17 protein-coding genes are annotated in these 18898 nt (G+C 72.2%); 6 read left to right on the forward strand and 11 right to left on the reverse strand.

The genetic code is table 11. The features are described 5' to 3' along the window. The first annotated feature begins 87 nt into the window (after positions 1-87). Positions 88-432, forward strand: coding sequence for a hypothetical protein (locus ACIQID_RS16275; protein ID WP_312675819.1), 345 nt, complete (start codon positions 88-90; stop codon positions 430-432). Here ACIQID_RS16275 and aztA read toward each other — a convergent pair. Beyond that, complete coding sequence (gene aztA, locus ACIQID_RS16280; RefSeq protein WP_400287044.1) at positions 370-1107, reverse strand: zinc ABC transporter ATP-binding protein AztA; 738 nt, start codon at positions 1105-1107, stop codon at positions 370-372. The genes ACIQID_RS16275 and aztA overlap by 63 nt on opposite strands. A 55-nt stretch (positions 1108-1162) precedes the next feature. Here aztA and aztB point away from each other — a divergent pair, with 55 nt between their 5' ends. From aztB to aztD, 4 genes are read left to right on the forward strand one after another with little or no spacing between them, the layout of a single operon-like run. After that, positions 1163-2032, forward strand: coding sequence for a zinc ABC transporter permease AztB (aztB, locus tag ACIQID_RS16285; RefSeq protein ID WP_400287046.1), 870 nt, complete (start codon positions 1163-1165; stop codon positions 2030-2032). 16 nt (positions 2033-2048) lie between these two features. Next, entirely contained in the window at positions 2049-3275 is a 1227-nt protein-coding gene (locus ACIQID_RS16290; RefSeq protein ID WP_400287048.1) for an ABC transporter, read from the forward strand. A 1-nt stretch (position 3276) separates the two neighbouring features. After that, the gene (gene aztC, locus ACIQID_RS16295) at positions 3277-4194 is read left to right on the forward strand and encodes a zinc ABC transporter substrate-binding protein AztC (protein WP_400287050.1); all 918 of its coding nucleotides are present in this window, start codon (positions 3277-3279) and stop codon (positions 4192-4194) included. A 29-nt stretch (positions 4195-4223) separates the two neighbouring features. After that, entirely contained in the window at positions 4224-5423 is a 1200-nt protein-coding gene (gene aztD, locus ACIQID_RS16300) for a zinc metallochaperone AztD (RefSeq protein WP_400287052.1), read from the forward strand. Between the two features lie 64 nt (positions 5424-5487). On the opposite strand, the gene ACIQID_RS16305 is transcribed toward aztD, so the two are convergent. Further along, positions 5488-8277 (reverse strand): hypothetical protein, encoded by a 2790-nt coding sequence (locus tag ACIQID_RS16305; protein ID WP_400287054.1) that lies wholly within the window; start codon positions 8275-8277, stop codon positions 5488-5490. Positions 8278-8475: 198 nt separating this feature from the next. Here ACIQID_RS16305 and ACIQID_RS16310 point away from each other — a divergent pair, with 198 nt between their 5' ends. Beyond that, a complete protein-coding gene (locus tag ACIQID_RS16310) occupies positions 8476-9567 on the forward strand; it encodes a YihY/virulence factor BrkB family protein (protein ID WP_400287056.1) in 1092 nt (363 codons plus the stop codon). 41 nt (positions 9568-9608) lie between these two features. Here the strand turns inward: ACIQID_RS16310 and ACIQID_RS16315 are convergent, their stop codons facing one another. The 9 genes from ACIQID_RS16315 to ACIQID_RS16355 form a co-directional block, all read right to left on the reverse strand. Next, positions 9609-11105: a thioester domain-containing protein gene (locus ACIQID_RS16315; RefSeq protein WP_400287058.1), complete on the reverse strand. Its 1497-nt coding sequence runs from the start codon at positions 11103-11105 to the stop codon at positions 9609-9611. Positions 11106-11406: 301 nt separating this feature from the next. Beyond that, the gene (locus ACIQID_RS16320; protein WP_312675833.1) at positions 11407-11922 is read right to left on the reverse strand and encodes a hypothetical protein; all 516 of its coding nucleotides are present in this window, start codon (positions 11920-11922) and stop codon (positions 11407-11409) included. A gap of 13 nt (positions 11923-11935) precedes the next feature. Continuing rightward, positions 11936-12790 (reverse strand): aminoglycoside phosphotransferase family protein, encoded by an 855-nt coding sequence (locus ACIQID_RS16325; RefSeq protein WP_400287060.1) that lies wholly within the window; start codon positions 12788-12790, stop codon positions 11936-11938. Position 12791: 1 nt separating this feature from the next. Beyond that, positions 12792-13412, reverse strand: coding sequence for a cyclodeaminase/cyclohydrolase family protein (locus ACIQID_RS16330; protein ID WP_331202135.1), 621 nt, complete (start codon positions 13410-13412; stop codon positions 12792-12794). Between the two features lie 39 nt (positions 13413-13451). Next, positions 13452-14237 (reverse strand): SDR family oxidoreductase, encoded by a 786-nt coding sequence (locus tag ACIQID_RS16335; protein ID WP_331202136.1) that lies wholly within the window; start codon positions 14235-14237, stop codon positions 13452-13454. Further along, positions 14234-14908, reverse strand: a complete 675-nt coding sequence (locus ACIQID_RS16340; protein WP_400287063.1) for a GntR family transcriptional regulator — start codon at positions 14906-14908, stop codon at positions 14234-14236. Before ACIQID_RS16340 ends, ACIQID_RS16335 begins: the two co-directional genes overlap by 4 nt. Positions 14909-14912: 4 nt before the next feature. Continuing rightward, positions 14913-15755, reverse strand: coding sequence for a hypothetical protein (locus ACIQID_RS16345; RefSeq protein ID WP_400287065.1), 843 nt, complete (start codon positions 15753-15755; stop codon positions 14913-14915). Between the two features lie 41 nt (positions 15756-15796). Continuing rightward, positions 15797-17311: a sugar porter family MFS transporter gene (locus ACIQID_RS16350; protein ID WP_400287067.1), complete on the reverse strand. Its 1515-nt coding sequence runs from the start codon at positions 17309-17311 to the stop codon at positions 15797-15799. Next, entirely contained in the window at positions 17301-18896 is a 1596-nt protein-coding gene (locus tag ACIQID_RS16355) for an amidohydrolase family protein (protein ID WP_400287069.1), read from the reverse strand. Before ACIQID_RS16355 ends, ACIQID_RS16350 begins: the two co-directional genes overlap by 11 nt. Between the last annotated feature and the right edge of the window lie 2 nt (positions 18897-18898).

Here is an 18898-nt window from a genome sequence, read left to right on the forward strand (position 1 = left end):
ATACTTGAATGGAAAGCAGTTTTATCCGTTCTCTCCCGCGAGCGCAACCCCCGTGCGCGCGGACGCGCGGAACGCGATGATGCCCTCATGAAACTCGTCTCCTACGCCGGCCAGCAGCTCATCACCTCCGACGACATCGCGGAGACGCTGCTCACCCTGGCCGCCGCCATCGCCAGGGAGGGCGAGTCCGAAGCGGTCGAGATCCCGATCCTCCTGGAGGGCGAGAAGGACTGGGCAGATCTCCTCGTCGGCGTCGGCAACGACGTGCTCGTCAGCCCTCACCACACCGTGGACGCCGACCCGGACTTCTCCGCCGAGGTCGACGAGCTGCGGTCCCACCGCCTGTTCCCGAAGCCGCCGAGCGAGACGTCATCGCCGGGCGACATCGAGGTCCCGGCGCTCTCCGACTTCGACATGGGCCACGGACTCTGACCGTGTGAGCGCCCGCACCCGGCGGGCAGCGGGTTCCCGCGCACCGTCGCGGAGGACGACCTCACGGTCGGCATCCGCGATCACCGCCGCGTCGTGCGTGACGCAGAGGACGGTCGTCCCGCGATCCGCCTCCTCGCGGAGCACGGCCCTGATGCGCCGCACCGACTCGGCATCCAGCGCCGTCGTCGGCTCGTCCACGAGCAGGATCCCGGCCTCGACCGCCAGCCCCTGAGCCAGGAGAGCACGCTGCTTCTGGCCACCGGAGAGCGTCGCGAAGGGTCGCCGCTGCAGCCCTGACACGGCGGTGCGCTCCATCGCCGCCGCCACGGCGGCGCCAGCCCGCCGATCCTGTCGCCGGAAGGCGCCGAGCCGCCCCCAGGTGCCGACGGCGACGACATCCCGCACCGTGAGCGGAAGGCCGGGAGGCACCGCGGCACGCTGCGGCACGAAGGCGATCTCGCCCGTCACGGTCCGCTGCCCTCGAGTCGGTGGACGCACCCCGGCGACCACCTCCAGCAGCGTCGACTTCCCCGCGCCGTTCGGGCCCGTGACGACGACGAACTCCCCCGCCTCGACCGCCAGGGTCACGCCATGCAGCGCGTCGTGATCCCCGAGCCGGACGGCGACGTCGTCGAGTCGGAGCGGGCAGCCGGGGGTCGCGGTCTCCATCGTCATGTCTCCAGTTTATGAATTTGATAATCATTCTCAACTACGAATAGGCTCGCGTTCCGTGACCCTCTCGTTCGCCGCCCTGCTCGCCCCCTTCACGCTCGAGTTCTTCCAGCGCGGGCTCCTCGGCGGCGCGCTCGTCGCCGTCCTCTGCGGGGTCGTCGGCACCTGGGTCGTCATCCGCGGAATGGCGTTCCTCGGCGAGGCCCTGGCTCACGGGATGCTGCCCGGCGTCGCCCTCGCCACGGTGCTCGGCATGCCCGTCCTCGCGGGCGGGGCACTCAGCGCCGTCGCCATGAGCATCGGCATCGGCGCCCTGCACCGGCGCGCCCGCCTCTCCTACGACACGAGCATCGGCCTGCTCTTCGTCTCGATGCTGGCTCTCGGGGTGCTGATCATCTCCCACTCCGGGAGCTTCGCCACGGACGCGACCGCGATCCTGTTCGGCGACATCCTCGCGATCACCCCCGCCGATCTCCTCCTGCTCGCCGCGGCCGCGGTCCTGGGAGTGACGGTCGCCATCCTCTGCCATCGGCCGTTCGTCGCGCTCGCCCTCGACGCCCGGATCGCGACGGTGCTCCGCCTCCGTCCGCGGTGGGCCCAGGCGGCCCTCGTCGGGCTCGTGACGCTCGCGGTGGTGGCGTCCTATCAGGCCGTCGGATCGCTGCTCGTCGTCGGACTGCTCCTCGCCCCGGCGGTCGCCGCCGGACAGTGGACCACGCGGCTGCCGACGCGTATGGTCCTGGCCGCCGCCTTCGGCGTCGCCGCGGTCGTGCTCGGACTGCTCACCTCCTGGTTCGCGGCCACCGCGGCGGGCGCCTCCGTGGCCGCAGCCGCGATCGGCCTCGCCGCGCTGTCCTGGGCGGGGCGGAGCGCCGTGGCTGTCCGCCGACCCTCCGCGCTCCGCACCGCGCCCGCCTCCCTCTCCTGAGCCCCGAAAGGACCTCATGCCCTCCCGTCTCCTGCCTCTCGCAGCCGCCGTCACCCTGACGCTCGGCCTCGCATCCTGCGCCGGATCCCCGACGCCGAGCCCGACCGCCCCCTCCTTCCCCGCGGACGGTCACGGCGCGATCGCCGGAGCCGAGGAGGTGGCCGAGCCGCAGCTCGGGCTCACGACCATCGATCACGAGGGCCGAGTGACGCACCTCGACCTCCTCGACGAGAGCGTCACCGCGCTCGGCACGATCGCGGCTCCCATAGCGATGACGACCGACGGCCGGTACCTGTTCGCCGACACCGGCGACGGCGTGGAGGTGGTCGACAGCGGCGTCTGGACGTGGGATCACGTCGACCACTTCCACTACTACCGCGCCGAGCCCGCGCTGCTCGGCGCGGTCGCGGGCGACGGGTCGGCGACGGTCGCGACGACGAACAGCTCGACCACCGGCGGCATCGGCATCTCCTTTGCGGACTCCGGAGACGCCGTGCTCCTCGACACGGAAGCCCTGTCGAAAGGGGAGATCCGGGAGCGGTTCCGCATCGAGCGCGCTCCCCACGAGGGATCGGTGGTGCCGATCGGGTCGTTCGCGCTGGTGACCGAGCCCGACGGGGAGACGGGCGGAGTCGTCGTCGGCTACACGGCGGACGGCGAGCGCACCGGGCTCCGGGAGACCTGCGTCGCGCCGGCCGGCACGATCACGACCCGGGTCGGCGCGGTGATCGGCTGCGCGGACGGCGCGCTGCTGGCGCAGGTGGAGGACGGAGCCGTCGTCGTCGACCGCATCCCCTACCCGGAGCACGCGCCGGCGGGAGCCGTGTCCTCCTTCCACAACCGCGAGGGCCGCCCCACCGTCGCCGGCCTCGCCGGGGCCACCGACATCCGCCTCCTCGATACCCGGACCCGTTCCTGGACCCTCCTCACCGCTCCCACCCCGCTCGCGCAGGTGACGGCCGTCGGCGACGAGGACGACACGCTGCTCGCCCTCGCGCAGGACGGGCGCGTGCTCGTGCTCGACGCGACCGACGGGGGCGTGCGAGCGGAGACCCCTCCCCTGGTGGCCGCGTCACTGACCGCGGGTGAGACGCCGACCCTCATCGCCGACCAGCACCGCGCCTACCTCAGCGGACCGGCGGAGCACCGGCTGTTCGAGATCGACTACGCCGACGACGCCCGCCTCGCACGCAGCTTCGACACGGCCGACGCCCCGGCGTTCGTCGCCGAGACGGGACGCTGACATGCGCCTCCTCCGCGCCACCGTCGCCACGGCCCTCGCCGCGCTCACCGCGGTCACCCTGAGCGCCTGCACCGCCCCCGCCGATGCACGGCCGGTGGTCGTCGTCACGACCAACATCCTGGGCGATGTGGTCGGCGAGCTCGTCGGCGGTCAGGCGCGCGTCGTCACCCTCATGAAGCCGAACGCGGACCCGCACTCGTTCGAGATCTCCGCGCAGGAGGCCGCCACACTCCGGGATGCCGACCTCCTCGTCTCCAACGGGCTCGGATTGGAAGAGGGTCTGCAGCAGCATCTCGACGGGGCCGCCGCAGCCGCGGTGCCGTCGTTCGTCGCGGGCGACGCGATCGAGGTCCTGGACTACCGCGAAGGCGACGCCGCCGGGATGCCGGACTCGCACTTCTGGACCGACCCCGGACGCATGGTCGACGTCGTCGACGCCCTGGAGCCCGCCCTGGCCGCACTCGACGGGGTCGACGTCGACACCCTCGCGGCGGACGTCGCCGGCTACCGCGACGAGCTGACGGCGCTCGACGCCGAGATGACGCGCGCCTTCGCCCGGATCCCGGACGAACGTCGGGCGCTCGTCACCAACCATCACGTCTTCGGCTACCTCGCCGACCGGTTCGACTTCGAGGTCGTCGGCGCCGTCATCCCGGGCGGGACCACGCTCGCGGCCCCGTCGGCCTCCGACCTGGCCGATCTCGTCGATGCCGTGGAGGAGACGGGCGTGCCCGCCGTGTTCGCGGAGTCGTCCTCGCCCGACCGCCTCGTCCAGGCGCTCGCCGAGGAGGCCGACGTCCACGTCGAGGTGATCGAGCTGTTCACCGAGTCGCTCACCGCGGAGGACGGCGGCGCCCCCGACTACCTGACCATGATGCGCGTCAACACCGCGCGCATCGCCTCCGGTCTCAGCCGTTGAGACCACCCCTCACAAGAAAGAAGCACCGCATGAAGACACTCCCCCTGCGCCGGGCGCTGGTCGGGGCGGTCGCCCTCGGCGCCGCCGTGACCCTCGCCTCCTGCACGGCCGGCCCCGGGAACGACTCCGCCGCGAGCGACGCGCCCGGGTCGGACGCCGGCCCCCGGGTGGCCATCTCCTACGACGGCGGCATCCTCGTCCTCGACGGCGAGACCCTCGACACCGTCGCCGCCTTCGACTCCGAGCCGTTCACCCGCCTGAACCCGGCCGGCGATGGACGCCACGTGATGGTGACGATGAGCGAGGGCTTCCAGGTGCTCGACACCGGGGCCGGCTCGACCAACGACGCCGCCTTGACCGACACCGTGTTCGAGGCCGACACCCCCGGCCACGTCGTCCGCCACGGCGGGAAGACCATCCTCTACGCCGACGGCACGAGCGACACCACCATCTTCGACACCGCCGATCTCGGCGACGGCGGCATGCCGGAGGTGGAGACCGTGGACGGCGTCGAGGCGCACCACGGCGTCTCGGTGCTGTTGGAGGACGGCACGTTCCTCACCACAGTGGGCGATGCCGATGGTCGCAGCGGCATCGTGGTGCGCGATACGGAGGGTGCGGAGATCGCCTCGTCCGACCAGTGCCCCGGCGTCCACGGCGAGGGGACGGCAGCGGACGAGGTCGTCGTGTTCGGCTGCGAGGACGGCGCGCTCGTCTACAAGGACGGCGAGATCACCAAGCTCGCCGCTCCCGACCAGCCGTACGGCCGCATGGGCAATGCGTACGTGAGCGAGACGAGTCCGATCGTCGTGGGCGACTACAAGGACGACCCCGACGCCGAGGGCTACCTGCTCCGCGCCGTCACGCTCATCGACACCGCGGCGATGACGTCCGAGGTCGTGTCCCTTCCGGAGGGGGCGGAATACACCTTCCGCGACGTCGTGCGCGGTCCGGCCGACCGGGCCTACATCCTCGGGGCCGACGGCGCCATCCACGTGCTCGACCCGGAGACCGGCGAGATCGCCGACTCCTACCCCGTGATCGAGGCGTGGGAGGGACCCGCCGAGTGGCAGGACCCGCACCCCGCCATCGTCGTCGCGGGCGACATCGCCTACGTGACCGAGCCGGCCGCGAACAGCGTGCACGCCGTCGACCTCACCACCGGCGAGGTGCTCGCGAGCACGGAGCTGGAGATCACGCCGAACGAGATCGCACCGGCCGCCGGCTGAGCCTCGACACGGCGGGTCCGTCCTCTCCCGGGCGGACCCGCCGCGCGCGTGCGGAGGGGTCGGGTCAGCGCGATCCGGGATGCCCGGGGCGCGTCCGCCGGAGACGCCGCGCCGCGAGGAGCGCGGCTCCGAGGAGGACGAGCAGACCACCGGCTCCGGCCGCCGCGGCCGCGCCCGGCGCGAGACCCGTCGTCGCGAGGTCGGAGGCGGATCCGCCGGTGGCCCCGGTCGCCGGCCCGGGGCCTCCGTCTGTCCCGGGGTCCGGGTTCTCGGGTTCGGGTTCCGGCTCGGGCTCGGGGTCGGGACCGGGACCGGAGCGGGGGTCGTAGACGTTCGTGACCGTGCACACGGTGTCGACCCCTGCGACCACCTGGACGATGTCGCCCTCCAGCGCTCCCCCGGTGCATTCCCAGCCGTCGCTGCGGTAGTCGGCCGTGGGCGTGCCGGACACCGCCCGCTCCCAGAGCCGGAAACCACCGGCACCGAGCGGAGCGAGGGTCACCGTGGCCTCGCCGGATACCCCCTCGATACGCGGCCGGGGGAACTCGCCGCCGCCCAGGGCGTGCAGGGTCCAGTCCGTGACCGCGGCCGGACCGGCCGGGGCCCCTGGCGCGTTCCCGACGATGGCCTTGCGGAGCGTCAGGGTGCCGCCGACGAAGGTGTTCGTGGCGGTGCAGATCGCGTCGTCCCCGAATCCCAGGGTCGCCGTGGTCCCGTCCCAGGCCGTCCCGGTGCAGGTCCACTCGCCCTCGTACCCGCTCGGACCGTCCTCCGAGAAGATGTAGTCGCCCGGCGGGAGCGACATGTCGGTGACGAACTCCGACCCGCTGGGACCGGAGAGGGCCGCGTTGCCGGGGCCGCGTGCCTTCAGCTCGAAGTCGGCGGGAACGGCGCGCCCGCGCTCGCCGTTCACGACCTGCTTGACGAGCGTGAGGTGCGGAGTGATCGACGCATTGGTGATGATGCACACGACGTCCGCGGTTGGCGGTACCTGGACGACACCGTCCGTTGCTGACGCGCCGGAGCAGTTCCAGCCGAGCGGGTCGTAGCCCGTGGGCCCGTCCCGCTCGCTGAGCGTCCAGGTACCGGGGGCGACGGCGGCCTGGGTGACCGCCGGCGAGTTCGCTGGTCCCGACACGGTGGCGGTGCCATCGGTGGCGGACAGGGTCCACGCCGAGGGCAGGGCCGGAGTCCCGAAGGCGGAGGCGACCTGCTTGCGCAGCGTCAGGGTCGACTGGGTCCAGCGATTCGTGACGGTGCAGATCACGCTCTCCAGCGGCACGACCTCGACGGTGTCGCCGGTGCCGACGGGAGTGCCCTCGTCATCGACGCACGACCACCCCTCGCTCGCATAGGAGCCCGCCTGCGGAGCGGTGCTCGCCTCCGACAGCGTGAAAGTCCCCGGAGCCACTGCCGCGAAGCTGACCTTGCCCGAGCCGGAGGCACCGCTGATGACGGTGTCGGCCGACCTCGCGGTGAGCTCCCAGTCCTCCGCCGCGAGCGGACCGCCGCCGGTGTTCACGACGTTCTTCACGAGGGTGAGCTGGCCGACCTCGAGGGTGTTCGTGACGGTGCACGTGACATCCGCCCCCGCCACGACGGTCACGGTGTCGGCGGTCAGGGTGCCACCGGTGCACGACCACGGGCCGTCCGCATACCCGGCGGGACCGTCCGCCTCGGCGAGCGTGTAGTCGCCGACCGGCACCGGGACGCGGGTGACCGCAGCGGATCCGGAGCCGCCGGTCACCGTCTCCGGGCCCGCGGCGGTCAGGGTCCAGTCGGACGGCGGCTGGTCGCTGCCCACCACGTTCTTGACGAGAGTGAGCCAGCCGCCCGCGAAGGTGTTGGTGATGCGGCAGGTGATGTCGGAGCCCTCGCGCACGTAGAGGAGCGCCCCGTCGATCCCGCCGTCGCTCGTGGCGTCGACGCAGGTCCACGCGCCACCGGTGTATCCGAGGGGACCGCTCTCGGCGAGCGTGTAGGCGCCGGGGTCGATGGAGGCATGGTCGACGGCGTCCGAGCCGGAAGGGCCGGAGATCCGCTCGGGTCCACTCGCGGTCAGGACGAAGTCCGACGGGGCGGCCAGCGGGTAGCCGGTCGCCGCCGGGTCGACGACGTCCTTGACGAGCGTCAGGTGGGGCAGATCCCCGGTGTTGGTGATCTGGCAGGTCACCGCACCGCCGAGGGTCATCTCGAACTGATCACCGGCCACGGCGACGGCGGTGACCGCGCCGGTCGTCAGATCCCGCCGCTCGCAGGTCCACGGCCCCGGCACATAACTTCCCGGTCCGCCGGACTCGCTCAACGTGTAGGTGCCGATCCGTGCCGGCTGGTTCTGCACCGCCGCCGAGCCTCCTGCGCCCTCGATGGTCGACGGCCCCTGAGCGCGCAGTGTCCACTCCGAGGGGGTCGCGCCCCCGCCCTGCACGTTCTTGACGAGGGTGAGGCTGCTGCGGATCGCGTTGTTCTGCACGGTGCACGTCATCGACTGGTTCGCGGTGACCGTGATCGTGCGCTCCGGCTGCGTCGTCACGTCGCCGTCGCAGTTCCAGGAGAAGAAGGCGTAGCCGGCCACGCCGCCCGTCTCGAAGATGCGGTAGGTGCCGGGCGGGATGAGGCGCGACTGCACGCCGTTGAGGCCGTCGCCGGTGAAGGTCTCCCCCGTGGCCACGTTGACGGCGTGCATCGTCCACAGCGTGCGGTCGCCGAGGCTGGCGCCCGTGTCGAGGTTCTCGATCGCCTTGAAGAGCGAGAGCCGGGCGGTGGGTTCGGCGGCGACGGCGGGAAGAGCAGCACCGATGCCGACCACGGCGGCCAGCAGCACGCCCAGAACTCCGAATCGGACTTTTCTCATCGCGTGGCCCCCGCCCCGGGTGCGGATCCCCACCCGTCCCCTCACCGTAGGGGCGGGGACCGTGGCAGGGCAAGGGTCGGTGGAGGCCGGCACAGCATCCCCCTCGTCTCGGGTTCGCGCAACCCCCGTGCCCGAACGCCGCCGCGCTCATAGGACTGGATCGCGGGAGCAGCGCTCGCGCCGACGCGAGGAGGAACCATGTCGAAGGCAGCCACAGCACGCAGCGGATCCGCGTCCGCTCCACCGCCCGAGCACGACGAGAAGCCGGACAGCCCGACCGATCTGCAGAAGCGGTCGTGGAAGTACGTCCTCGTCAAGAGCGTCCGGGAGTTCTCCGCCGACCAGTGCATGGACGGCGCCGCGGCCCTCACGTACTACGCGGTGCTCTCGATCTTCCCCGCCATGATCGCCGTCTTCTCGCTGCTCGGCGTGTTCGGCCAGGGCGGGGCCGCCGCCGACGCCGTGCTGGGCATCATCGGCGACGTGGCACCGCCGGAGACCGCGGAGGCGCTGCGCGGACCCATCGAGCAGATCTCCCAGGCCCCCGGCGCCGGGATCGCGCTCGTGTTCGGAATCCTCCTCGCCCTGTGGTCGGCGTCGGGGTACGTCGGAGCGTTCAGCCGGGTGATGAACCGCATCTACGAGATCGAGGAGGGGCGGCCGTTCTGGAAGCTGCGTCCCCTGCATCTCCTCGTCACGCTCATCACCGTCGTCTCCCTGACGATCGTCGCCATCGTGCTCGTGCTCTCCGGCGACGTGGTGTCGGCGCTGGGCGACGCGATCGGCGCCGGTGAGGGCGTGCAGCTCGCGTGGAGCATCGCCAAGTGGCCGCTGCTGCTGTTCGTCGTCGTGTTCCTCGTGGCGATGCTGTACTACGCGACGCCGAATGCCAAGCAGCCGAAGTTCCGGTGGATCAGCATGGGTGCCCTCGTGGCGATCGTCGTGCTCGCGATCGCCACCCTCGGCTTCGTGCTCTACGTCACCACCTTCGCCAACTACGAGCGCACGTACGGGTCGATGGCGGGGATCATCGTGTTCCTGCTCTGGCTGTGGATCGCGAACCTCGCCCTCCTGTTCGGCGCCGAGTTCGACGCCGAGCTGGAACGCGGTCGCCAGCTTCAGGCCGGCATCGCGGCCGAACGCGACATCCAGCTCCCCGCTCGCGACACCCGGCAGAGCGACAAGAGGGCGGAGAAGGAGCGGAAGGACATCGAGGAAGGTCGGCGCATCCGCATCGCGAACGAGGACGACGAAGGGGAACCGCAGCGAGACGAAGCCCCGCGGTCCTGATCCCCGGAGTGGGGGGCGCGGCCGGGCCGCCCCCCCACTGCTCAGCGGAGGTTCGCCCGACGACGGATCCGGAGGAGGGCACCGGCGAGCAGGAGCCCGAGGCCGGCGACCGTCAGCGGACCGGTCATCGGTGTCGGCCCGGAGGCGGCGAGTCCCTGGCCCTCGCCGGTGCTCCCGCCGGAGCCGCCCTCGCCGCCACCGCCGTTGCTCGGCGTCTCGACCGGGTCGTACGTGTTGGTGACGGTCACGACGACGGGCTCCGTCGCGGCCGCGTCGACCGTCACCGTCTCCGGTTCGATGGTCTGCGCGGCGAGAGTGACCGCGTCGTTGGCGCCGTCCGCGGACTCGCTGACCGTGCACGTCGCCCCGTCCGGCAGGCCGGTGAAGACGACGGGATCCGCACTCGTGGCCCCCGCAGGGATCGTGGCGGAGACGACGACGCCCGACGCCGGCGCGGGAGTGCAGGTGAGATCGATGGTGATGGCGTCCTGGAGCCCCGCGCCGTCACCGGCGATGATCTTCTGCACGCTGATCTCCCCGGACGCATACGGGGTCGCGCGGACGCCGGTGCGGAGCGGGAGCGTCGTCGTCTGCGCCAGGACGAGCTTCTGCGCCGCGGGCCTGTCCGACGACTCCGTGTCATAGAGGTAGACCGTGCCCTGGGTCAGCGAGGCCTGGGCGGTGATCCGGAAGCCGTTCACCGGAGCGGCCGGCCCGGTCCACCGCGCCCAGAGCTGCGTGCCGGCGGCCACCGCGGTGCCGACGGGAACGGGCTGGGTCCCCGCCTGATCCAGGAAGACCTCCACTCCCACGGCGGCGTCGAGCGTGCCATCAGTGGTGCCGGAGACGGTGAAGGGTCCCACGATCGATCCGTCTTCGGGCACCGTGGTGGCGTCAGGGTCGATGGCGAGGGTCGGCACGGACGGCTCCGGGAGGCCGCCGCTGTCGAGGGCGGCCTGCACGACGGCGGCCGTCGCGTTCCGGATGGTCGCATTCGTCCCCGTCGCCAGCACGAAGCCGTCACTGAAGTACCAGATCGCGCTCTGCACCGCGGCGACCTGCTGCGAGAGGGTGAGACCGGAGAGCGGGTTCGCCGTGTTGAACGGGAAGTAGTTGTTGAGGATGTAGTTGATGTAGTCGAGGTTGGGCACGTTCGACGCATCCCACTCCCCGATGTTGTAGCCCGCGCCGATGCCGGTCTCCGTGCTGAAGTCGATGCAGTACGCCGACGCGGTCGCTCCGGAGACGGGGTCGGCGATGGTGATGAGCTGCGGGCTCACGGCCTCCACCGAGGCGCCGGTCGCCGGATACGCCCCGGGGGTCGGGGCCAGGGTGGTGAGCTCGCCCGTCACGTTCGTCGGGTACTGCGACCCGGTGATGGTGACCTGCGTGAAGAAGCCCGCCCGGGGCAGCACGGGGTCGGGATCCCACAGCGCGGACGCCGGCGTCGCGCCAAAGAGCACCATCGCCGCCGCGATGGCCGTCGCCAGAAGTGCCCCTGCTGTCCGCGAGCGTGCGCGCGTGGTCTCCGTGTGCATGGTGTCCCTCGATCTCGCCGATGATCCGAGTGACGGGTTCTCCGACTGCGACAGCCCGCCGTTGCTCACCGACGATAAGCCTGAGCGCCACGCGATCACAGGGGCCGAGATGATGATCACCCGGGTGAGTCGAGCCGCGGTCCCTCGGCGGATCACTCTCGCAGCGGAGCGCCCGCCGGGGGAGGGAGTTGAGTGGCAGGCGCTCCGTCGGCCGCAGCGTGACCGTCGAGGCCCCCCACGTCGATCCGTGCAGCACGTTCAGGATGAACCATGCGCACGGCCCGAGCAACGGGTGTGTCCGTCAGTGTCCGTGCGCGAGCTGCTGGACGAGCACGACGATGCCGCCGAGCCCGACGAGGATCCCCAGCGCGATGAGCTGCTGCCACCCGCTCACCCCGGTCCGGCGGACGGCGACGTACCCGATGAGCCCGAGTATCGCGACGTAGACGATCGACGCGATGGTCAGCGCCGTCCGCAGCTCGATCCATCCGAGCACGGCGGCGAGGAGGACGAGCAGCGGCACCGCCGCCGAGCCGAGCGCCGTGCCGGTGAGCCCCAGGACCTCACGCAGGTCCGCGCCCCGGGGGAAGCTGCCATGCGTCGCGAGGTGCGCGACCAGATCGGCGGCGAAGCCCGCGAGAGCGATCGCGACGATGCCGATGAGCAGGGTCACCGTGGCCTGCAGCGCGCTGGTGTGCGCCACGTTGGCGTTCTGCACGAGCACGATGGCGAGGCCCGTGAAGGTCGCGTACACGCGCTCCTTGATCGCGGCGCGGTCGTGCTCGGGCCGAGCGGCATCGGAGTCCGGCGTGCTCATGGCCGGGATGCTATCAAGACAGCCCTGCCGACCGCAGCGCATCGTCGAGCACCGTCGCGGCGGGAGCGATCGCGGGTTCCCCGTCCTCGATGTCCCACAGCGCGTTCTGCAGGAGCCGCGCGGTCGTCCAGCGTGCCGCGCGTGCGCGGTCGAGGTGCAGCATCTCGGTGAGGATGTCGAAACGACGCCGCACGATGCGGGCCGCATCGACGGTGCCCGGATCGCGGCTCCAGCCGCTGTCCAGCGCCGGCCACAGATCGAAGCCCGCGTCGCCGACGAGGGGTTCGGGGTCGATCGCCAGCCACGGTTCGCGCTCCGCGTGCAGGACGTTGCCGAAGTGCAGATCCCAGTGCAGGAACCCGCTGCCGGGCGTCGCGGCGACGTCCGCGACGAGGCGCCGCCACCGGTCGAACCGCCGTCGGTCCTCTCCCGTCAGCAGCGCGCCCGCCTCCGTCGCATCGTCCAGCATCTGCGACACCACCATCTCCAGTCGCGGAAGGCCGGCCGGCGGGTCGACGCTGTGCAGACGTGCGAGGAGGGAGCCGACGATCCGTGTGGCCTCATCGTCATCGTCCATCGCCTCGAGGCTGCGCTCGGCATCGAGCCGCTCCAGGAGCATCGCTCCGCGATCCGGCGCGCTCGCGAGGAGGCGGACGATCCCTCGCCCGTCCCACCGCGACAGCCCGAGGATCGCGGCATCCGCCTCCGGACCCGGCCGTTGGATCTTCACCGCCGCCGCGAGGCCGTCCGCCCGCCGGACCGGAACGACGATTCCGGCCTCGCCGGACCGGAGCGGACCGTCCGGGCGCAGGTCCCACGCATCGAGGATCTCCTCGATACGCGCATGCAGCGACCGCTCGTGCGCCACGTCAGTCGAGGCGCGCGGACAGCTCCGCCGTGATCCGCTCGACCTGGGTCCGCGCCGCAGCCAGTCGTCCGACCTCCTCGTCGAGCCCTGCCCGCATCGCGGCCGATGCTCCGTGCACGCGGGCGAGCCGCAGGTTGGCCCGGAGGTTCAGGGACGCCCCCGCCAGCCCCGCTTCCAGGGCCTCCGTGGCGACGGCGAGGTCCACGGCGAGGTGCGGGTTGCCGTCCGCGGCCAGCGTGCGCGCCTCCGCGACGAGGCTGATGCCGATGCGCCCCAGCTCCGCCACTGACCGCGCCGCCTCGACGGCCGCCTCCCGCACCCGCTGCTCCCGCGCGGGATCGTCCGACGCCAGCCCGAGCGCCGCGCCGAAGCGGGCCGACACGATCCCGTCCGTTTCGACGGCCTCCAGGAGCTCGGCGCGCACCGCGTCGAGCCGGCCTGTGCCCGCGACCACCGCGGGCTCGTCCGGGGTGTACCCGGCGACCATGCCCATCAGTGCGGCGGCGAGGCCCAGCATCACCCCGGAGGCAGCGCCCCCTCCCGGCGAACCGGTGGGCTGGCTGAGAGCGTCGAGCCACGCGTCCATCGGGCGGGACGTCGGCACCTCTGCGGAATCCGTCATGCGCACCAGGCTATCCGCGCGGGCCCGACCCGCTCGCTCCTAGAAGGTGTTCGCGCTCTTCGCGAGGAGGCCGCCATCGCACACGAGGTGACTGCCGGTGACGTACGCGCTCTCCGGGCCGAGAAGCCACAGGACGGCGTCGGCGATCTCCTCCGGACGCGCCATCCGGCCGAGCGGGATCTGCTGGCGTGCCGCCTCCCCCAGCTCGGTGCGGCGGGCGGCCAACGCCTCCCCCTCCAGGCCGAAGTAGAGGATGTCGGTGTCGGTGGCGCCGGGGACGACGGCGTTGACCCGCACCCCGTCCGGGGCGGCGTCCAACGCGGCGGCCCGCACGAACGCAGAGATGCCGCCCTTCGATGCCCCGTAGGCCGTGTTCGCTCCCCCGGCGAAGCCCACGAAGGCGGACGGCGACGAGACGCACACCAGGGAACCGCCCGTGCCCTGGGCTCGCCAGCGGTGGAGGGCCGCACGTGCCGTGAGGAAGGTCCCGCGGAGGTTGACCGCCATCACGCGGTCCCACGACTCGACGCTCGCCGACGAGAGCGGCTCGCTCACCTCGATGCCCGCGTTCGCGACGACCCCGGTGATCGCCGGCAGGCGCTCGGCGGCGGTCGCGAAGGCCGCGTCGACCTCGCTCTCGACGCTCACGTCACAGCGGAGCGACAGGGCAGAGGACGCCCCCGCGGCAAGCGCCGCCGCCGCGGTGTCGGCCAGCGCGCGCTCGTCGATGTCGAGGAGGGCGATGTGCTGGCCCCGCGCGGCAGCGCGGAGCACGATGCCGCGGCCGATCCCGGCGGCGGCACCGGTGACGACGACCGTGCTCACCGGTCGGCCTCCGGAGCGGTGCCCGCGGAGAAGTGGGTGCGGATGTGCTCCGTGATGGTGTCGAGGCCGTGATCGCGATCGCCGCTCTCCAGCGCGCCGATCAGCTCGCGATGCTGGTCCGCTACGGCATGCGAGTCGCCGTAGTAGTTCGCGTCGCGGCGGAAGTAGGCGCGGACCCGCGGCTGGATGGTGCGCCAGATCTGCAGGCAGTGCTGCTGACCCGAGAGGAGCACGATGGCCTCGTGGAAGCGAATGTCGTCGTCCGCGAGCCGGGCGAGGTCGCCCGCGGATGCCGCCTCGTCCATGCTGTCGATAATCGCGGTCAGGGCGGCGACGTCCCCATCGGTGACGACGGCCATCGCCTTCTCGAACGCGAAGCGCTCGAGCGCGATGCGGATGGGCACGAGCACGTTCTCGATCTCCTCCTGGGAGACGCCGAGCACCTCCGTGCCGCGGTACGGGTAGGAGACGACGAGGCCTTCCTGCTCGAGCTGGCGCAGGGCTTCGCGCACCGGCGCCCTGCTGGTCCCCAGCTGGGCGGCCAGTTCGAGCTCGGTCAGCTTCTGACCGGGCTCCAGGTCACCGGTGGTGATGGCCTCGCGGAGGATCTCGGCGACGCGCTCGCGGCGCGACGCCGCAGGGACCGCGGGGAGGGAGGAGAGAGCGCTCATCATGTCATCGTACCGAGGCGTGGGAGATTGTCGACAAAGTCCATTCACAGCGGACAACCGCGTGGAACACGTCGCCTGCGGCCAGGCGCTCCACCGACCCTGCGGCGAGCGCATCGCCCACCCCCAGTCCCGCCGCCGTGGACGGCTCCCACGCGATCGTGTCCGCGCGGGGAAGGTCGGCGGCGGCATGGTTGAACCACAGCAGCCAGTGCGGCAGCGTCCCGGCGACGTCTCTCAGCGTGACCGAGCCGGCGGGCCCGAGGAGTGCGGCGGCCGCATGCACCCCGTGACGGGCGACATGGCCCGCTGCGCCGTCCGCGTGCGCCGGCACGGCGACGACCTGCTCTCCGGCGAACAGCACGCGCCCCGGAGCGAAGAACGCGCGCGAGAAGCAGGGGTGCTCGCCCCACGTGAACGACCGAACCCCCGAGCCCGTGTTCCGCACCACGGTCGAGACCGTGAGGGCGCCGTCCTCGAGAACGATCGTGCGCGTCAGCTCCGCCACCCCGCCGTCGAGGAACGGCCCGTCGGCGACGCACACCACCCGGTCGGCGGCGTGTGCGACGACCGTCCACGGCACCCGGGGCGCCCAGCCGTGCTGCGCCGTGGACGGGGTCGGCAGCCCCGCGCCGGGGAACATGGGGAACCACCCGCCGACCAGCACCTCCTCGTCGAACTCCTGCGCCGACTCCTCCCCCGTCAGCCCCGAGGGCACGAGCACGCGCGGGCGACGACCGTCGGACCACAGCACGTCCCCGCCGCCCGGATCGAACTCATGGATCAGGCAGCCGTGCGCGGGCACGACCGTCGCCCGCGCACGGCCCGCCCGCAGAACGTGCACGGTCACCGTGTCCGGCGCGTGCTCCCCGGTACCTGGGCGCGACGTCGTCATCGCGACGGGCCCGCCGTCCCGCCGCGCCCCACGCTCGCCTCCATCTCCTCGAGCGAGCGGCCGTTGGTCTCACGGACCCCGAAGTACACGAGCAGGAACGACAGCGCCGCCATCACCGCGTACAGGGCGTAGCTGCCGGGCAGCGACACATCCCGCAGGCTGGGGAACGAGAAGTTGAGCGCCACGCCCGCGAGCCAGTTCGCCGCGGCACACACGGACAGGGCGACGCCGCGGATCCGGTTGGGGAACATCTCCCCCAGCAGTACCCAGACGACCGGACCCCAGGACACCGCGAACGCGACCACGAAGAGGTTCGCGCCGATCAGCGTCACCGGACCCCACACGCCCTCGAGCTGGGGCGCCCCGTCCACGAGGCGCGCCGTGGAGAAGCCGATGCTCACGATCACGAGGCTGACGAACATGCCCACCGAGCCGGTCAGCAGCAGCCGGCGGCGCCCCACCCGGTCGATGAGGACGATCGCGACGACGGTGGCCGCCACATTGATGAAGGAGCTCAGCACCGACAGCCCGAACGCGGCGGACTCCTCGAAGCCGACCGACTCCCACAACGAGGTCGAGTAGTAGAAGATGACGTCGATGCCGACGAGCGCCTGCAGCGCGGCGACCCCGATGCCCACCCACACCACGGGGAGGAGCCCCCGACGCCGGTCCAGCAGGTCGCGGAAGCGCCCCGCATCCTTGTGCTGCAGCGACTCCTCGATCCGGTCGGTGAGGAGTCGCGCCTCGGCCGGTGCGACGCGCTGCAGCCGGATCAGCACCCGACGCGCCGCCTCCACCCGGCCACGGGCCACGAGGAATCGCGGGGACTCCGGGACGACGAGCGCGAGCACAAGGTAGATCAGCGCCGGCACCACGCCTGCGATGAACATCCAGCGCCAGGCAGGCAGCCCGAGGAACAGTTCCGCATCCGCGCCGCCGAGCACCCATGCGATCCCGCTGTCCGAGAGCAGGGCGACGAAGATCCCCAGCACGATCGCCATCTGCTGCATCGAGGCGAGCCGTCCGCGGACGTGTGCCGGTGCGATCTCCGAGATGTAGAGCGGGCCGAGCACGGTCGCGAATCCGACCGCGATGCCGGTGACGAGCCGCCACACCGCGAGGTCGACCACACCCTGCGCGAGACCGCACCCGATCGCGGCGACGAAGAAGACGACACCGGCGGTGAGCATGGTGCGGGGCCGTCCGATGCGGTCCGCGATCCACCCGGCGCCGAGCGCACCCACCGCCGCCCCCAGGAGCGTGACGGCGACCACGACGCCCAGACCGACGGCGTCCAATCCGAGGTTGTTCTCGATGGCGGTGACCGCGCCGTTGATGACGGCCGTGTCGAAGCCGAAGAGGAAGCCGCCGACCGCCGCCGCGACGGCGAACCCGGTCACAGCGGGGGTGAGGCGTCCGCCCTCCCCTGGCGGGGGCGTCGTGGCGGCGCTCCGGCGACGGCGGGGTTCGGCCGCGGCGCCGGCGACGGCGGATGAGGATTCAGAGGACATCGGCTCTCTCCAGTCGGATTCCGGGTCGGTGGACGGTGCGCGCTCCCGACGAGACCACCGCGGTGCCGTTCACCCAGACGTGGCGGGCGGCGGTGGCGTAGGTCTCGGGCAGGACGAAGGTGTCCGTCGCCCGCAGCAGTTCGGGGTCCCACAGGACCAGGTCGGCGAAGGCCCCGTCGGCGACGACGCCCCGGCCGCGGAGGCGGAAGTGCCGCGCGACCGCGCCGGTCATCTTGTGGACGGCCACCTCCAGGGGGAGGGTCCCCGCGCGCAGGGCGTGATGGCTCAGGAAGTGCTGGGAGCCGTGGAAGAACAGCGGATGCGGGGTCCGGGCACCGAGGACGCCGTCCCGACGGGACGTGAAGCCGTCCACGCCGAGGAGGAAGCGCTCATGGCGCACCGCCTCGGCGACGTGGTCGGGATGGAACAGCGCTCCCATGAACTGCACGGCTCCGAGGTCGCCCCCTGACGCCGCCATGATGTCGAAGTAGGCATCCCACTCGTCCGTCCCGTTCGCCGCCGCGATCTCCGGAAGGATCAGCCCCTCCCAGTCGGGGGTGGCCGGGCTCACCGCCAGTCGGACCCGCTCCCACTGGCCTCTGTGCACGAAGCGCCAGTACCGGTCGGCGTCCGCACGCACCCGCGCACGCACCGCCGGATCGCGGAGGGCGTGGGCCGCGGACTCCTCCCCCGCCGAGAGCAGCCAGTCGGGCAGCAGTCCCGCGGCGAGCCCGATGCCGTCGGGATAGGGGGTCATGTCCGCGAGGACGTCGACCCCGGAGTGGCGCTCGCTCTCCAGCCGTGCCACCGCCTCCTCCCACGCCCCCTCGTGCGCGCCGGTATCGTGCCGCACGTTCAGATGCGACAGCTGCGCGCGCAGCTCCCCGGCGTGGACGACGCGGAAGAACTCCCCCACGGCCTCCGCGAGCGCCGTGTCCCGGTTGCGGATGTGGCTGGCGTACATGGCGTCATGACGTCCAGCGACACGGGCGAGCGCCTCCAGCTCCGATGTCGAGGCGTTGCGCCCCGCCCCGTACTCCAGGCCGGAGCTGAAACCGAGCGCGCCGGCGTCGAGCGCCTCGTGGAGATGCCGCTCCATGGTGCGCACGAGGTCGCCCTCCGCCCGCTCGGCGGCGCGACGGAGACCCGTGTGCCCGACGAACCAGGCGAGGTTCTGCGCCGTGCCGCCGTCGTGCACGACGGCGAGGAGGTCGGCGAACGATCGCCAGCGCACCTCGCCGTCGTAGCCGAAGGCCGCGAGGGCTCGGCGGGCGGTCTCCTCGTCGCCGTCGGCGATCGGCGCATACGTCACGCCGCAGTTGCCCACGACCTCGGTCGTCACCCCCTGGTGCACCGTGCTCAGCGCATCGCGGTTGCCCAGGATCGACCAGTCGCTGTGGCTGTGCGGATCGATGAGCCCCGGGGTGAGGAGAAGACCGCCCGCGTCGAGCTCCGCGGCCGCGACGATGCCGGCATCGGGCGCGACGACCGCGATGCGATCGCCGACGATCCCGACGTCGGCCGGGAACGGCTCCGTTCCGGTGCCGTCGATGACGGTCGCTCCGCGGATGAGGAGGTCGACCACGA

Source organism: Microbacterium sp. NPDC091676, assembly GCF_044756645.1.
GTDB lineage: Bacteria > Actinomycetota > Actinomycetes > Actinomycetales > Microbacteriaceae > Microbacterium > Microbacterium paraoxydans_D.